Raw genomic sequence first — 15,463 nt, 5'->3', positions numbered from 1 at the left:
AACGTGCAGCCGCGGTCTTTGGCGTGCAGCACAATTCGCTGACCGGGTGAGGCCAGCCGTTTGGCGTGGTAGAGCCCGATCGCTTTGCCGTTGTCGAAAATCGACAGATAGTGATGGGCATGCGATGCCAACCGGATCACGTCGGACATGGGTAGCAGGGTGCCGCCGCCGGTGCGGGCTTTGCCGGTGCCGGATTCCAGTTCGGCCAGGGTGGTGGACACGATGATGGTGGCCGGCAGCCCATTGTGTTGACCCAGATCACCGGAAGCCAGCAGGGCGCGGGCGGCGGCGAGCAGCGCGTCATGGTGGCGTTGGGCGGTGCTGCGGGTGTCGCGCTCGATGGCCTCTTGGGACGGGGTGCCGCTCACACACGGGGTGGGGTCCTCAGGGTTGCACATGCCGGGGGCGGCCAGCTTGGCCCATATCGCTTCGATGGCCGCCCCCAGCTCAGGCGTGACCCAGCCGGTCAGCTGCGACATCGCATCGGGGTGCTGATTGCCCAGGGCCAGGCCGCGGCGTCGGGCCCGGTCGGTGTCGGTGTAATCGCCGTCGGGGTTCAGACAGTCGGTGAGGCGGTCGGCGAGCTTGGCCAAGTCATCGGGGCGGTGTTCGCCGGCCAGCTGGGCGAGGTGGGCTTCGGCGCGTTCGCGGGTCTCCACGTCCACGGCATCGGGCAGTCGGTGACAAAAGCTGCGGATCACCGCCACGTGCCCGGCTCCGAGGTGTCCGGCGCGCTGCGCGGCGGCGGTGGCGGGCAGCAGCGGTTCGAGCGGTTCGCCGGTGATCGCGCGGCGCGGCCCCAGATCGGCGGCCTCGCCGATACGGCGGGCGGCGTCGGCGCGGGTGATGCCCAGCCGTTCGGCCAGCGCGAACCCCAGCTTGCCGCCCAGTTCGGCTTCGCTGGCCTGGTCGGCGAGTTGGTTGATCAACGGGTGTTCGACGGCGGGCAGCTGGCGGCGCAGCGTCTCACAGCGCTGCAGCATGACCAGGCGCTCGGGAGTGGTCAGCCCGTCAAAGCACAGGTCCAGGGCCCGTTTGAGGTATGCGGTCAGCCCATCGAAGACCTCATCGATCTCGTCGCGGCAACTCGAACGCATGTTCGAATGATATCAGGTCGGGCGGACAACTGCCATAGTCGTCCACAGGTAAAACTGTAGTGACACAAGTGGTTTGAGGGACACCAGTGGCTAAACAACCAAAGCTGACGGCTATTCCAATGGGCGGCGCTGAACGCCTGGCAAACGCGAAGGCGGGCGGCTGGCCGGCCCCGCGCATCCGGCGTTGGCGCTGGACCCCGCAGCCCGACATAATGACGCCAAGTGTGCAGGTGAGCGGCATAGCGGCCAATGTCCGACACACCGGGCACGGCAACCCAGTCACAGAAGCAACACCAGGCACACTGGTAACAACAACGATGCCGGAAGGGTGTTGCCGTGTACCGAGTTTTTGAAGCCCTGGACGAACTGGGCGCGATTGTCGAAGAAGCCCGCGGGGTGCCGATGACGGCCGGCTGTGTGGTGCCGCGCGGCGACGTGCTGGAGCTGATCGACGACATCAAGGACGCCATTCCCGGCGAGCTGGACGATGCTCAGGATGTGCTCGACGCCCGCGATTCGCTGCTGCACGACGCCAAGACCCACGCCGACTCCATGGTGTCCTCGGCGACCACCGAATCCGAGTCGATGCTCAACCACGCCCGCTCGGAGGCCGACCGGATCCTGTCCGACGCCAAGTCGCAGGCCGACCGGATGGTGGGTGAGGCACGCCAACACAGCGAGCGAATGGTCGGCGAAGCTCGCGAGGAGGCAGTCCGCATCGCGGCCTCGGCCAAGCGTGAGTACGAGGCCGCCACCGGCCGGGCCAAGGCGGAATGCGACCGGTTGGTCGAGGAGGGCAACATCTCCTACGAAAAGGCTGTGCAAGAGGGCATCAAAGAACAGCAACGGCTGGTCTCGCAGACCGAAGTTGTGGCGTCGGCCCACGCCGAGGCCACCCGGCTCATCGACTCGGCGCACGCCGAAGCCGACCGGATGCGCGGCGAGTGCGATATCTACGTCGATGCCAAGCTCGCCGAATTCGAGGACTACCTCAACGGCACGCTGCGCTCGGTCAACCGCGGTCGACACCAACTGCGGACCGGTGCCGGCACCCACGACTACGCGACGCGTTAGTCGGGATACCTGGCCGGCGACCCGCCGCGCCCGGCTTCGCCGCACTTGCGATCGCCGGTGGCGGCGACCCGCCCGTAAAATCGCGGACATGCCCAGGCAGCACAGTTCGACACGCCACCGGCACACAACGTCGCCTCTCGCGATCAACGTCGCGCGGCTGCCGCGACGTCCGGGAGCGATGTTTTCGGTCCAGGACACCGTGGCCAGCCCGTCGCGCATCGGGCTGGACTTGATCGCCATCGACCGCGGGGCGCCGATGCAACGGGACCTGCGAGTGGAGTCGGTGTCCGAAGGTGTGCTGGTGACAGGCACCGTGGACGCGCCTACCAGCGGCGAGTGCGCCCGTTGTCTGAGGTCGATCACCGGGCACGTGCACGTCGATTTGACTGAGCTGTTCGCCTACCCCGATAGCGCCACCGACGCGACCACCGAGGACGACGAGTTCGGCCGCGTCGTCGACGACATCGTCGACCTCGAGCAACCGGTCATCGACGCCGTCGGCCTGGAACTGCCGCTGTCGCCGGTGTGCCGCACGGATTGTCCCGGGTTGTGCCCGGACTGCGGGGTCCCGCTGGCCACCGCAGAACCCGACCACCACCACGACCAGATCGACCCGCGCTGGGCCAAGCTGGCCGGCATGGTGCGCCCGGACGAGGACGCGGCGCAGTCGTGAACAGCCTGCTCGAGGCGCTCGGGGCGGACCTGCCCGACGAGCTGTTGACATTGGCGCTGACGCACCGCAGCTACGCCTACGAGCACGGTGGGCTGCCCACCAACGAGCGACTGGAGTTCCTCGGCGACGCGGTGCTGGGGCTGACCATCACCGACGAACTTTTCCGCCGTCACCCCGACCGCTCGGAGGGCGATCTGGCCAAGCTGCGGTCCAGCGTGGTCAATACCCAGGCGCTGGCCGACGTCGCACGCGGGCTGACTGACCAGGGGCTTGGCGCGCACCTGTTGTTGGGCCGCGGCGAGGCCAACACCGGCGGCGCCGACAAATCGAGCATTCTCGCCGACGGGATGGAGTCGCTGCTGGGCGCGGTCTACCTGCACCACGGGATGGATACGGCCCGGCAGGTGATCCTGCGGTTGTTCGGTGGGCTGCTGGACGCCGCGCCAACGTTGGGCGCCGGTCTGGACTGGAAGACCAGCCTGCAGGAGTTGACCGCGGCGCGCGGCTTGGGCGCCCCGTCGTACCAGGTCACCTCCACCGGGCCCGACCACGACAAGGAGTTCACCGCGGTCGTCGTCGTCATGGACACCGAGTACGGGACCGGCGTGGGTCGATCCAAGAAGGAAGCCGAACAGAAGGCCGCTGCAGCAGCCTGGACCGCTCTCGACAGCGCGTGATCTAGATGCCCGAACTACCCGAAGTCGAGGTGGTGCGGCGCGGGTTGGCCGACCATGTGGTCGACAAGACGATCACCGCGATCCGGGTGCATCATCCCCGCGCGGTGCGCCGCCACGAGGCTGGGCCGGCCGATCTCACGGCGCGGCTGCTCGGCACACGAATCACCGGCACCGACCGGCGCGGCAAATATCTGTGGCTGACGCTCGACAGCGACGAGGCGCTGGTCATCCACCTGGGGATGAGCGGACAGATGCTGCTCGGCACGGTCCCCAATGTCAGCCATCTGCGGGTCGCCGGGGTGCTCGACGACGGGACCACGATGAGCTTTGTCGACCAACGCACATTCGGGGGGTGGCTGCTGGCCGACTTGGTGACTGTGGACGACAGCGTCGTTCCCGCGCCGGTGGCACATTTGGCCCGCGACCCGCTCGACCCTCGCTTCGATGCTGCTGCCGTGGTTAACGTGTTGCGGCGCAAGCATTCCGAGATCAAACGCCAGCTGCTCGACCAGACTGTGGTGTCGGGCATCGGCAATATCTACGCCGACGAAGCGCTGTGGCGCGCCAAGGTCAACGGCGCGCGGTTCGCCGACGGATTGAGCCGACCTAAGCTGACGGCGGTGCTGGCAGCGGCCGCCGACGTGATGCGTGACGCGTTGGCGCAGGGGGGCACCTCGTTCGACGCGACGTACGTCAACGTCAACGGGCAGTCCGGCTACTTCGACCGGTCGTTGAATGCTTATGGTCGCGACGGCAAACCCTGCCCACGCTGTGGTGCGGCGATCCGCCGCGACAAGTTTATGAACCGCTCGTCGTTCTACTGTCCGCGCTGCCAACCCCGCCCGCGGCGCTAATCCTTGGCGCGAGCGCGCGTGTCCCCGGGCGACACGCCGGGCAAAATCCCGGGAACACGCACGCTCGCGCCAGGGCCCGGCAACGTCAGTCGAAGATGTCGCGGCGTACCGGTCCCGGCGGCGCGTCCGGGTCGACGAACCATTCTCGGGCAAACAACAGGCCGAACACCTGAGGTGGCAGGCGTAGTAACACCCCGAACACGCGCGCGGCCGCACCGGTACTGCCGATCTGCGAGCGATGAGCTGCCAACGCGTCCCGCTTCTGCCGCGCAAAACGGAAAACACCGATCCGGTGGGTGATGGTTGCCCGCGGAGCGTATGCGGTGCGCACGACGTCCGGCTCATACGGCGCCGGCAGCCGCAGCATGCGAGCGAGATCGCTGATGCGGCACAGCGTTTCCCGCGGCATCGTCACCTCGAGCACTCGCGGCGTGCCAGCGAGTTCGGCGGCGCGTTTGCCGACATGGTGGACCTGCACATGGTCGCGGTGGCGGTAGCCGCCGTTGGATTGGTAGTTCAGCAGCAGGTCTGCGTTTTCGGCGCGAAGTATCGTCGCCAGTCGTAGCGCCGCCTCCTCGACATCCGCTCGCCCGAACCGGACTCGTCCGGGCGGGTCGGGATAGAACTGCGGCCCGTATCCGCTGTCGGCATAGCCGAGGCACTCGACTCGATGCGCTCCGAGAATGCTTGCGCTCAACCGCAATTCGTCCAGACGAGATCTTTCTTCGGCATTGTCCATGTGGCCATCGGTGGCCGTGACGACAACCACGCGGTGCCCTGCTGCCGCCGCTCGGGCCAGCGTGCCGCCGGTCAGGATCACCTCGTCGTCGGGGTGGGCGTGGAATGCGACGACCGTGGCCATGGGTTGCAGTATGCCTGCCTACGGCGCTTTCTCGGTGCGGCGAGATCGACGTTAGCGTCACGTCCACTCGAACTTTTCCGCGCTACCGTCGATCTCGACGCGAAACGTCGCCCGGTAGCACGGTAGAACTGACCCATGACGCAACTGTGGGTGGAACGCACCGGGGTCCGTCGCTACACCGGACACAGCTCGCGGGGCGCAGAGGTCCTCGTCGGGTCCGAGGACGTCGACGGAGTGTTCACACCGGGCGAGCTGCTCAAAATCGCGCTGGCGGCCTGCAGCGGAATGGCCAGTGACCTGCCGCTGGCCCGTCGCCTCGGCGACGACTACCAGGCGGTGGTGAAGGTCTCCGGCCAAGCCGACCGCGACCAGGAGCGCTATCCGTTGCTGGAGGAGACCCTCGAACTCGACCTGTCGGGGCTTGACGCCGCCGAAAAGGAGCGGGTGCTGACGGTTGTGCAGCGCGCCGTCGACCAGGTCTGCACGGTCGGGCGCACGCTCAAGTCGGGCACCACCGTGACTTTCGAGGTGACCAGTGGCTGAGGTTCGGCTCACCGCCTGGGTGCACGGCCGGGTGCAGGGCGTCGGCTTTCGGTGGTGGACCCGCTGCCGGGCGCTGGAACTGGGTCTGACCGGCTACGCCGCCAACCGGCCCGACGGACGGGTTCAGGTCGTCGCGCAGGGATCACGTGACGCCTGTGAACAGCTGTTGCAGCTGTTGCAATCCGGCAAAACACCAGGCCACGTCGACAAAGTTGTCGCGGATTGGTCGCAGCGCGGCGAACCCATCAACGGCTTTAGCGAACGGTAGTCTGCACGCCGTGTACCTCAAGAGTCTGACGCTCAAGGGCTTCAAGTCCTTCGCTTCGCCGACGACTCTGCGTTTCGAGCCGGGCATCACCGCTGTGGTCGGGCCGAACGGCTCGGGCAAATCCAACGTGGTCGACGCCCTGGCGTGGGTGATGGGCGAGCAGGGCGCCAAGACGCTGCGCGGCGGCAAGATGGAAGACGTCATCTTCGCCGGCACCAGCTCGCGGGCGCCGCTGGGCCGTGCTGAAGTCACGGTCACCATCGACAACTCCGACAACGCGCTGCCGATCGAATACTCCGAGGTGTCGATCACCCGGCGGATGTTCCGCGACGGCGCCAGCGAATACGAAATCAACGGCAGCGGTTGCCGTTTGATGGATGTTCAGGAGTTGCTCAGCGACTCCGGCATCGGCCGCGAGATGCACGTCATCGTCGGGCAGGGCAAGCTCAACGAAATCCTGGAGTCGCGGCCGGAGGACCGTCGGGCGTTCATTGAGGAAGCCGCCGGTGTGCTCAAGCACCGCAAGCGCAAAGAAAAAGCCGTCCGCAAGCTCGAGGCGATGTCGGCGAATTTGGCCCGGCTGACCGATCTGACCACCGAATTGCGTCGCCAGCTCAAGCCGCTGGGCCGCCAGGCCGAAGTGGCCCGTCGCGCCCAGACCATCCAGGCCGATTTGCGCGACGCGAAGCTGCGACTGGCCGCCGACGACGTCGTCACCCGGCAGGCCGAGCTCAACGACACCAACGAGGCCGAAACGGCGTTACGCCGCGAGCACGACGAGACCGCCACCCGCTGTGCGGTGGCCTCCGACGAGCTGGCCACGCACGAGAGCGCGCTGGCCCGCCTTTCTGAACGCGCTGAACGCGCACAGCAGACCTGGTTTCGGTTGTCCGCGTTGGCCGAACGGGTCAGCGCGACCATACGCATCGCCAGCGAGCGAGCGCAGCACCTCGACGTCGAGCCCGCTACCACCGGGGGCCCGGACCCCGACGCGTTGGAGGCCGAAGCGCAACAGGTGGCCGCCCAAGAGCAGCGGCTGCTGGCGGAGTTGGCCGGCGCTCGCACCGGGCTGGAGGCCGCCCGGGCGGAGTTGACGCACCGTGAGCGCAGCGCCGCCGACGCCGAGCAGGCACACCTGGCGGCGGTGCGCGCCGAAGCCGACCGCCGCGAAGGTCTGGCCCGGCTGGCCGGCCAAGTCGAAACCATGCGTGCGCGGGTCGAATCGATCGATGACAGTGTCGCCAAGTTGTCGGAGCGCATCGAGGAGGCCGCTACCCGAGCACAGCACGCGGTGGCGGAGTTCGAAACCGTGCAGAGCCGCGTGGGTGAGCTCGATCAGGGCGAGGTAGGCCTCGACGAGCATCACGACCGGATGGTGGCGGCGCTGCGACTGGCCGACGAGCGGGTCGCCGAACTGCAGTCCGCCGAGCGCGGAGCCGAACGTCAGGTGGCATCGCTGCGGGCCCGCATCGACGCGCTGTCGGTGGGACTCGAACGCAAGGACGGCGCCGCCTGGCTTACCGAAAACCGCAGCGACGCAGGTATTTTCGGCACTATTGCAAAGCTGGTCCGGGTTGAATCCGGCTACGAGACGGCGTTGGCCGCGGTGCTGGGCGCGGCCGCCGACGCCGTCGCCGCCGACAGCTTCGGTGCCGCTCGCTCGGCGGTGACCGCGCTCAAGCAGGCCGACGGCGGTCGGGCGGCGATCGTGCTGGGCGACTGGCCGGCCGGCGAGCAGGCCTCGACCGTCACAATTCCCGACGGCGCCCGCTGGGCCGTCGACCTCATCGAGGCGCCACCGCGGCTGCGCGGCGCAATGACTGCGATGCTTTCCGGTGTCGCAGTCGTCGCGGATCTGAGTGCGGCGCTGGATCTGGTGGCGGCAAGCCCGCAGTTGCGCGCGGTCACCCACGACGGCGATCTGGTCGGGGCGGGCTGGGTCAGCGGCGGATCCGATCGCAAGCCCTCGACGCTGGAGGTGGCCGGCGAAATCGACAAGGCCAGTAGCGAACTGGCCGCCGCTGAGACTCAGGTCAGCCAACTGTCCGCCGCGCTGTCGGGTGCGCTCAGTGAGCAGGCCGCGCGGCAGGACGCCGCCGAGCAGGCGCTGGCCGCGCTCAACGAATCCGACGCCGCGATCTCGGCGATCTACGAGCAACTGGGCCGGCTGGGCCAGGAGGCCCGCGCCGCCGAGGACGAATGGCGCAGGCTGTTGCACCAGCGCGAGGAACTGGAGGCCGGTCGCGTTCGGACCCTCGAGGAGCTCGGTGAGCTGGAGACCCGGCTGCGCAACGCCGAACAGACCCAACACGTATCGGCCGCCCAACCCGTCGACCAGCAGGAGATCGCCGCGGCCCGCACTGGTTTGGAGGCCGCCCGCACCGCCGAAGTGGAAGCCCGGCTGACGGTGCGCACCGCCGAAGAACGCGCCAATGCCGTTCGGGGACGGGCGGATTCGCTGCGCCGGGCCGCCGCGGCCGAGCGGGAGGCCCGGCTGCGCGCCCAGCAGGCCCGCGCCGCGCGGGAGCACGCCGCGGCGGTGGCGGCTGCGGTGGCCAACGCCGGCCACCTGCTGGCCGGGCGGCTCGACCAGGTGGTCGGCGCCGCCTCGCGCAACCGCGACGCGCTGACCACCGAGCGTCAGCAGCGGTCGACGGCGGTCACGGCGGTTCGCGACGAGGTCAACACCCTCAACGCGCGGATCGCCACGCTGACCGAGGCGCTGCACCGCGACGAAGTGGCCAAGGCGCAGGCGGCGCTGCGCATCGAACAGCTCGAACAGATGGTCCTCGAACAGTTCGGCATGGCGCCCGACGACCTGGTCGCCGAATACGGCCCCGAGGTCCCGCTGCCGCCCACCGAACTCGAAATGGCCGAATACGAGCAGGCCCGCGAGCGCGGCGAGCAGGTCACCGCGCCGGCGCCGATGCCGTTCGACCGGCCCACTCAGGAGCGGCGGGCCAAGCGCGCCGAACGTGAGCTGGCCGAACTGGGCCGGGTCAACCCGTTGGCGCTCGAGGAGTTCGCCGCGCTGGAGGAACGCTACAACTTCCTGTCCACTCAGCTCGAAGACGTCAAAGCCGCCCGCAAGGATCTGCTCGACGTCGTCGCCGAGGTCGACGCCCGCATCCTGCAGGTGTTCACCGACGCCTACACCGACGTGGAGCGCGAGTTCCAAGGGGTGTTCGCCAGCCTCTTCCCCGGTGGAGAAGGTCGGCTGCGGCTGACCGATCCCGACGACATGCTGCACACCGGCATCGAGGTGGAGGCCCGCCCGCCCGGCAAGAAGATCAAGCGGCTGTCGCTGCTGTCCGGTGGCGAGAAGTCGCTGACCGCCGTGGCGATGCTGGTCGCGATCTTCAAAGCCCGGCCGTCGCCGTTCTACATCATGGACGAGGTGGAGGCCGCGCTCGACGACACCAACCTGCACCGGCTGCTGCAACTGTTCGAACAGCTGCGCACGCAGTCGCAGCTGATCGTCATCACTCACCAGAAGCCGACGATGGAAGTGGCCGACGCCCTGTACGGGGTGACGATGCGCGACGACGGGATCACCGCGGTGATCTCGCAGCGATTGCGCGGCCAGGAGCTGGTGACCGCGGGCTAGCGCCGCCAGCGACCGGCCCTCCGCGGTGTGTGCGGCCCCTGGAACAATGGCGTGGTGTCTGAAGGTCTGTGGATCGCCATCGCGATCATCGCTGCACTGGTCGTCATCGCCGCACTGGTCTTCGGCCTGGTTCGCTACCGCCGGCGACGGATCAGCTTGTCGCAACAGCCAACCGCGCTCGACCGCTCCGGCGGCTACACCACGTCAGCGGGCATCACCTTCAGCCAGACAGCCCCGCCGGTCCAACCGGCCGAGCGCATCGACACCACCGGCCTGCCCGGTGTCGGCGACGACGCGACTATCCCGCGTGACGCCCCGAAGCGCACCGTCGCTGATGTTCAGCTGCCCGAGCCCGAAACCGAAGCACCGCCGGCACCGCCGGCTCCAGCTGAAGCGCCCCCAGCTCCGCCCGCGCCCAAAGCCCCGGACCTCGAGGAGATTGCCCCGGCCGAAGGCCGGTTGGAGCGGCTGCGCGGACGGCTGGCTCGATCGCAGAACGCGTTGGGGCGCAGCATGCTCGGCCTGCTGGGCGGCGGAGATCTCGACGAAGAGTCCTGGGAGGAGGTCGAAGAGACGCTGTTGGTGGCCGACCTGGGGCCGACGGCCACCACGTCGGTGGTGTCCCGCCTGCGCAGCGAGCTCGCCAGCAAAAACGTCCAGACCGAGGCCGAGGCCCGCGCGGTGCTGCGGGACGTCCTGATCAGCGAGCTGCAACCCGGGTTGGATCGCTCGATCCGTGCGCTGCCCCATGCCGACCATCCCTCGGTGTTGCTGGTGGTCGGTGTCAACGGCACCGGCAAAACCACCACGGTCGGCAAATTGGCGCGGGTCCTCGTCGCCGACGGCCGACGGGTGGTGCTCGGTGCGGCCGACACGTTCCGGGCCGCTGCCGCCGACCAGCTGCAGACCTGGGCCGCCCGGGTGGGCGCCGAGGTGGTCCGTGGACCGGAGGGCGCCGACCCGGCCTCGGTGGCGTTCGATTCGGTGGACAAGGGCATCGCCGCGGGTGCCGACGTCGTCGTCATCGATACCGCCGGGCGGTTGCACACCAAGACCGGGCTGATGGACGAACTGGGCAAAGTCAAACGGGTGGTCACGCGGCGCGCCGCCGTCGACGAGGTCCTCTTGGTGCTCGACGCGACCATCGGGCAGAACGGGCTCGCGCAGGCGCGGGTATTCGCCGACGTCGTCGACATCACCGGGGCAGTGCTGACCAAGCTGGACGGAACCGCCAAGGGCGGCATCGTGTTTCGGGTGCAGCAGGAATTGGGGGTGCCGGTCAAACTGGTCGGCCTGGGCGAAGGACCCGACGATCTCGCGCCGTTCGAGCCCGCCGCCTTTGTCGACGCGCTTCTGGGCTGACGCCGGCACCGGTGCGATCGCCAGCGCGGCGCAGCCGGGCGCAGCGGGTCGCACCCATCATCACCGGTGAGCATCCTGTAACGCTGGCGAAACCACGCCGCGTCGGAGCCGAAACAACGACTGCGCATTGTTTGACCAGGTCATTGGTGGCTTCGGCGAAGGAGGTCTGAGCGCGTGGACCAATATCCGATCATGGGGGTGCCGAACACCGGCGATACCGCCTGGATGCTGGCCAGCGCCGCGCTGGTGCTGTTGATGACACCGGGCCTGGCCTTCTTCTATGGCGGCATGGTCCGCGCCAAGAGCGTGCTGAACATGATCATGATGAGCATCAGCGCGATGGGCGTGGTGACGGTGCTGTGGGTGCTCTACGGCTACTCGCTGGCTTTCGGCGACGACGTCGGGTCGATCGCGGGCAATCCGACCCAATACTGGGGCCTGAAGGGACTCATCGGCGTCAATGCCGTCGCCGCCGACCCGGCCGGTCAGTCGGCGGCCGTCGAGATTCCACTGGCCGGGACCGTGCCGCAAACCGTGTTCGTCGCATTCCAGCTGATGTTCGCGATCATCACAGTCGCGCTGATCTCCGGAGCGGTGGCCGATCGGTTGAAGTTCGGCAGCTGGATGCTGTTCGCCGCGCTGTGGGCGACCTTCGTGTACTTCCCGGTGGCGCACTGGGTCTTCGCGTTCGACAAGGTGACGGCGGCGCACGGCGGGTGGATCGCCAACAAGCTGCACGCCATCGACTTCGCTGGCGGTACGGCGGTCCACATCAACGCCGGCACGGCAGGTTTGGTGCTGGCGATCATCCTCGGCAAGCGCCGCGGCTGGCCCGCCATGCCGATGCGGCCGCACAACCTGCCGCTGGTGATGCTCGGCGCCGGTTTGCTGTGGTTCGGCTGGTACGGCTTCAACGCCGGCTCGGCGCTAAGCGCCAACGGCGCCGCCGGCTCGACGTTCATCACCACCACGGTCGCGACGGCCGCGGCGATGCTCGGCTGGCTGCTGACCGAGCGGATCCGCGACGGCCACGCGACGTCACTCGGGGCTGCGTCGGGCATCGTGGCCGGGCTGGTTGCGATCACACCGTCGTGCTCGTCGGTCAACGTAGTCGGCGCACTGGTGATCGGCGCGGCGGCCGGCGTCGCATGCGCATTGGCCGTCGGCCTGAAATACCGATTCGGCTTTGACGATTCGCTCGACGTGGTCGGGGTGCATCTGATCGGAGGCCTGGTGGGCACCTTGCTGGTGGGCTTGCTGGCGGCCCCAGAAACCGTTGCCATAGCCGGCGTCGCGGGCGTCTCGCCGGGTTTGCTCTACGGCGGCGGTTTTGATCAGCTGTGGCGGCAGACCATCGGCGCAGGCGGTGTTCTCGTTTATTCGGCTATCGGCACCGCTATCTTGGCTCTGATCGTGAAATACACGATCGGACTGCGGCTGGGTGCAGAGGATGAAACCTCGGGCATCGACGAAGCTCAACACGCCGAAGGTGGCTACGACTTCGCTGTCGTCGGCAGTTCGGTTCTCGCGCATCACGACTTAGCGGACGGAGCAGAGGGACACCACGATGAAGCTGATTACCGCGATCGTCAAGCCGTTCACGCTGGAAGACATCAAGGCCAGCCTGGAGGAGGCGGGACAACTGGGGATGACGGTCAGCGAAGTCCAGGGCTACGGACGGCAGAAAGGTCACACTGAGGTTTACCGCGGTGCCGAATACTCGGTCGACTTCGTGCCGAAGGTGCGCATCGAAGTCTTGGTGGACGACGTTGCCGCCGACAAGGTCGTCGACAGTATCGTGCGGGCCGCGCGCACCGGCAAGATCGGTGACGGCAAAGTGTGGGTCTGCCCCGTGGAAACCGTTGTACGGGTACGCACCGGCGAGCGCGGGCCGGATGCGATATGAGATTCGCGATGAAGTCCTGCCCGCGGCCGGGCAGCAATGACATCACGTCGTCCCGAGCCGCCAGGGCCGGGGGAGCGCCAGCTGGCGAGGAGCGAAAGTCCCGGCGCGGCAACCGATTTAGTCGCCGCCAGGACTGAGTTACTCGCCGCCGCGCCGGATCAGCTGGACTCGCGCGCCCTGCGCCAAGCTTGGGGGGAGCTGCACGAGTCCTGGCTGGCCGCCAAGGCAACCGAGATCGGCATCACCGGCGGCAGCGGGTTCGCCGTCGTCGCCACGGGTTCTCTGGGCCGTCGTGAACTGTTGCCGTATTCCGACTTGGACCTGGTGCTCATGCACGACGACATGCCGGCAGGGATCGTCGAGCAGACCGCAGAGTCCTTGTGGTATCCGCTGTGGAACGCCAACATTCGTCTAGACCACAGCGTGCGCACGGTCGGCGAAGCGCTAGAGGTCGCGGGCGCGGACATTTCGGCGGGCCTGGCGATGCTCGACATTCGCCACATTGCCGGCGATCAGCAGTTGTCGGCCCGGCTGGTCGACGCCGTCCGGCGCCATTGGCGAACCGGAATCCGTTCTCGCTTCGACGAACTCGTCGAGGCGACACAATCACGGTGGCATCGCAGTGGCGAAATCGCACACCGCGCCGAACCCGACCTGAAATGCGGCCGCGGTGGCCTACGTGACGTTCAACTGCTCGACGCGCTGGCCATCGCCCAGCTGGCCGACCGCTTCCCATCGGATAGTTCGACCGACTCACTGACCGGTGCATACCTCAGCCTGCTCGACGTTCGCACCGAGTTGCACCGGGCCTCGCGCCGCGGGCGTGATCTGCTGCTGGCGCAGTACGCCGACGAGATCGGCGCGGCGCTGCACGTCGGCGACAGATACGACCTATCGCGCATGTTGTCCGACGCGGCGAGGACCATCAGCTACCGCGTCGACGCCGGGTTGCGGACCGCTGCCAACGCGTTGCCGCGTCACGGGATGTCGAGCGTGCGGCGGCTGCTACGCCGGCCACTGGATGACGGCGTCGTCGAGCACGCCGGGGAGGTCGTGCTGGCCCGCCAAGCCCGGCCCGAACGTGATCCCGGTCTGGTGTTGCGAGCGGCGGCAGCATCGGCCGTCACAGGATTACCGATCGCGGCGTCCACGCTGAACCGGCTGGCCCACACTGCAGCCGAGCTGCCCACGCCGTGGCCGCGCGAGGCGCTGGACGACCTCCTGGTTCTGCTGACCGCCGGCCCCGCGGTGGTCACGACAATCGAAGCGCTCGATCGCACCGGGCTGTGGGGCCGACTGTTCCCGGAATGGGCCGCAGTCCGCGACCTGCCGCCGCGTGACGTCGCTCATGTCTGGACCGTGGACCGACATCTGATCGAAACCATTGCCCGGGCAAGGATTTTCACCACCCGGGTGGCGCGGCCCGACCTACTGGTGCTCGCCGCGCTGCTGCATGACATCGGCAAGGGCCGAGGCGCCGACCACAGCGTGGTCGGTGCCCAGTTGGCCACGCAGGTCGGTACCAGGCTAGGGATGTGGCCCTCTGACGTCGGGATGCTTTCGCGGCTGGTGTTGCATCATTTGCTGTTGTCGAAGATCGCCACCCGCCATGACCTGAACGACCCGGAAGTCGTTTCCACCGTTGCGGACGCCCTCGACGGGGACCTGGTACTGCTCGACGTGCTGCACGCGCTCACCGAAGCCGACGCGCTGGCCACCGGCCCCGCCGTGTGGAGCGATTGGAAGGCATCGCTGGTCGGCGAGTTGGTGCGAGCCTGCCGACTGGTGATGGCCGGCGAGCCGCTGCCGCAGCCCGACCCGATCGACCCCGACTACCTCGCGCTGGCAGCCGACCACGGAGTCCACGTCGAGATCGGCAGCGGCGGCGGTCGGCGCACCTACCGGGTGACGATGATCGCCCCGGATCAACGCGGCCTGTTGTCGAAAGCCGCTGGCGTGCTGGCACTGAACAGGCTGCGAGTGCATTCGGCGTCGGTGAACATCCACGACGGTTCGGCGATCAACGAGTTCGTGGTCTCGCCGCACTTCGGGGCGCCGCCCGCGACTGGACTGCTGCGCCAGCAGTTCGCCAGTGCGCTGGACGGCGGTCTCGACGTTCTCGGCGTGCTGGCCCAGCGTGACGGCGACGCCCGGCCGGTCCGTGACGTGCCGACCGCAGTTCCCGCCGACCTGTCGACCGCCCCGCCGCGGGTTTTGTGGTTCGACGGCACCGGCGACCGGCTGACCGTCGAGATCCGGGCCACGGATCGCGCCGGCTTGCTCGCGCGGGTGGCCGGGATGCTGGAGCGGGCCGGAGCGGACATCATCTGGGCAAAGGTCGCCACCCGGGGCTCGACGGTGGACGACACGTTCTGCGTCGTGCTGCCAACCGGCACGGCCGGACAAACCGCCCGCCTGCGCACGGCGATCGAGCGGGAACTGGTCGCGATGCTGCGCGGCGATGCCGCTGAAATTCCATCGACCGTCTGAACCCGGCCGACACTAATTTCTGGCCCACTGCTCGAAGTGAAAACCATATT

Annotated in this window: 13 protein-coding genes; 11 read left to right on the top strand and 2 right to left on the bottom strand. The window is 68.1% G+C overall.

What is annotated here, in order from left to right; genetic code table 11:
- Window positions 1–1,097, bottom strand: a 1,097-nt coding sequence (locus tag A5707_RS18415) for a 13E12 repeat family protein (protein ID WP_065015873.1), incomplete at its 3' end; no start/stop codon positions are given.
- 336 nt (window positions 1,098–1,433) lie between these two features.
- On the opposite strand from A5707_RS18415, the gene sepIVA reads away from it, so the two are divergent.
- The 4 genes from sepIVA to mutM all read left to right on the top strand — a co-directional run bounded on the left by sepIVA (window position 1,434) and on the right by mutM (window position 4,375).
- Window positions 1,434–2,171, top strand: a complete 738-nt coding sequence (gene sepIVA, locus A5707_RS18410) for a cell division protein SepIVA (RefSeq protein WP_065015872.1) — start codon at window positions 1,434–1,436, stop codon at window positions 2,169–2,171.
- 88 nt (window positions 2,172–2,259) lie between these two features.
- Window positions 2,260–2,844 (top strand): YceD family protein, encoded by a 585-nt coding sequence (locus A5707_RS18405; protein ID WP_082969541.1) that lies wholly within the window; start codon window positions 2,260–2,262, stop codon window positions 2,842–2,844.
- Window positions 2,841–3,521 carry a ribonuclease III gene (gene rnc, locus A5707_RS18400; protein ID WP_065015870.1) on the top strand — a complete coding sequence of 227 codons (681 nt, stop codon included), beginning with the start codon at window positions 2,841–2,843 and terminating at the stop codon, window positions 3,519–3,521. The genes A5707_RS18405 and rnc overlap by 4 nt, the downstream gene beginning before the upstream one ends.
- 5 nt (window positions 3,522–3,526) lie before the next feature.
- Window positions 3,527–4,375, top strand: coding sequence for a bifunctional DNA-formamidopyrimidine glycosylase/DNA-(apurinic or apyrimidinic site) lyase (gene mutM, locus A5707_RS18395; protein ID WP_065015869.1), 849 nt, complete (start codon window positions 3,527–3,529; stop codon window positions 4,373–4,375).
- An 85-nt stretch (window positions 4,376–4,460) separates the two neighbouring features.
- Here the strand turns inward: mutM and A5707_RS18390 are convergent, their stop codons facing one another.
- The gene (locus A5707_RS18390) at window positions 4,461–5,237 is read right to left on the bottom strand and encodes a PIG-L deacetylase family protein (protein ID WP_065015868.1); all 777 of its coding nucleotides are present in this window, start codon (window positions 5,235–5,237) and stop codon (window positions 4,461–4,463) included.
- 135 nt (window positions 5,238–5,372) lie between these two features.
- Here A5707_RS18390 and A5707_RS18385 point away from each other — a divergent pair, with 135 nt between their 5' ends.
- The 7 genes from A5707_RS18385 (at window position 5,373) to A5707_RS18360 (ending at window position 15,413) form a co-directional block, all read left to right on the top strand.
- Window positions 5,373–5,780 (top strand): OsmC family protein, encoded by a 408-nt coding sequence (locus A5707_RS18385; RefSeq protein ID WP_065015867.1) that lies wholly within the window; start codon window positions 5,373–5,375, stop codon window positions 5,778–5,780.
- Window positions 5,773–6,048, top strand: a complete 276-nt coding sequence (locus A5707_RS18380) for an acylphosphatase (RefSeq protein ID WP_065015866.1) — start codon at window positions 5,773–5,775, stop codon at window positions 6,046–6,048. Before A5707_RS18385 ends, A5707_RS18380 begins: the two co-directional genes overlap by 8 nt.
- 10 nt (window positions 6,049–6,058) lie before the next feature.
- Window positions 6,059–9,655 carry a chromosome segregation protein SMC gene (smc, locus tag A5707_RS18375; RefSeq protein ID WP_065015865.1) on the top strand — a complete coding sequence of 1,199 codons (3,597 nt, stop codon included), beginning with the start codon at window positions 6,059–6,061 and terminating at the stop codon, window positions 9,653–9,655.
- A 54-nt stretch (window positions 9,656–9,709) separates the two neighbouring features.
- Entirely contained in the window at window positions 9,710–11,017 is a 1,308-nt protein-coding gene (gene ftsY / locus A5707_RS18370; RefSeq protein ID WP_065015890.1) for a signal recognition particle-docking protein FtsY, read from the top strand.
- Window positions 11,018–11,191: 174 nt separating this feature from the next.
- Window positions 11,192–12,715, top strand: coding sequence for an ammonium transporter (locus A5707_RS18365; protein WP_156658111.1), 1,524 nt, complete (start codon window positions 11,192–11,194; stop codon window positions 12,713–12,715).
- Window positions 12,603–12,923: a P-II family nitrogen regulator gene (locus A5707_RS23465; protein ID WP_232000753.1), complete on the top strand. Its 321-nt coding sequence runs from the start codon at window positions 12,603–12,605 to the stop codon at window positions 12,921–12,923. Before A5707_RS18365 ends, A5707_RS23465 begins: the two co-directional genes overlap by 113 nt.
- A 36-nt stretch (window positions 12,924–12,959) precedes the next feature.
- A complete protein-coding gene (locus A5707_RS18360) occupies window positions 12,960–15,413 on the top strand; it encodes a [protein-PII] uridylyltransferase (protein WP_065015864.1) in 2,454 nt (817 codons plus the stop codon).
- Window positions 15,414–15,463 lie beyond the last annotated feature (50 nt).

Source organism: Mycobacterium kyorinense (assembly GCF_001672775.1).
Lineage (GTDB): Bacteria > Actinomycetota > Actinomycetes > Mycobacteriales > Mycobacteriaceae > Mycobacterium > Mycobacterium kyorinense_A.
Note: the sequence above shows the minus strand (reverse complement) of the source record. Positions and strands in the feature narration are given on the sequence as shown.

Excerpts from the sequence above, each read along its gene's own strand:
- A5707_RS18405 (WP_082969541.1), top strand. The coding sequence starts at position 2,260 with ATGCCCAGGCAGCACAGTTCGACACGCCACCGGCACACAACGTCGCCT.
- mutM (WP_065015869.1), top strand. The coding sequence starts at position 3,527 with ATGCCCGAACTACCCGAAGTCGAGGTGGTGCGGCGCGGGTTGGCCGAC.
- A5707_RS18390 (WP_065015868.1), bottom strand. The coding sequence starts at position 5,237 with ATGGCCACGGTCGTCGCATTCCACGCCCACCCCGACGACGAGGTGATC.
- A5707_RS18385 (WP_065015867.1), top strand. The coding sequence starts at position 5,373 with ATGACGCAACTGTGGGTGGAACGCACCGGGGTCCGTCGCTACACCGGA.
- A5707_RS18360 (WP_065015864.1), top strand. The coding sequence starts at position 12,960 with ATGACATCACGTCGTCCCGAGCCGCCAGGGCCGGGGGAGCGCCAGCTG.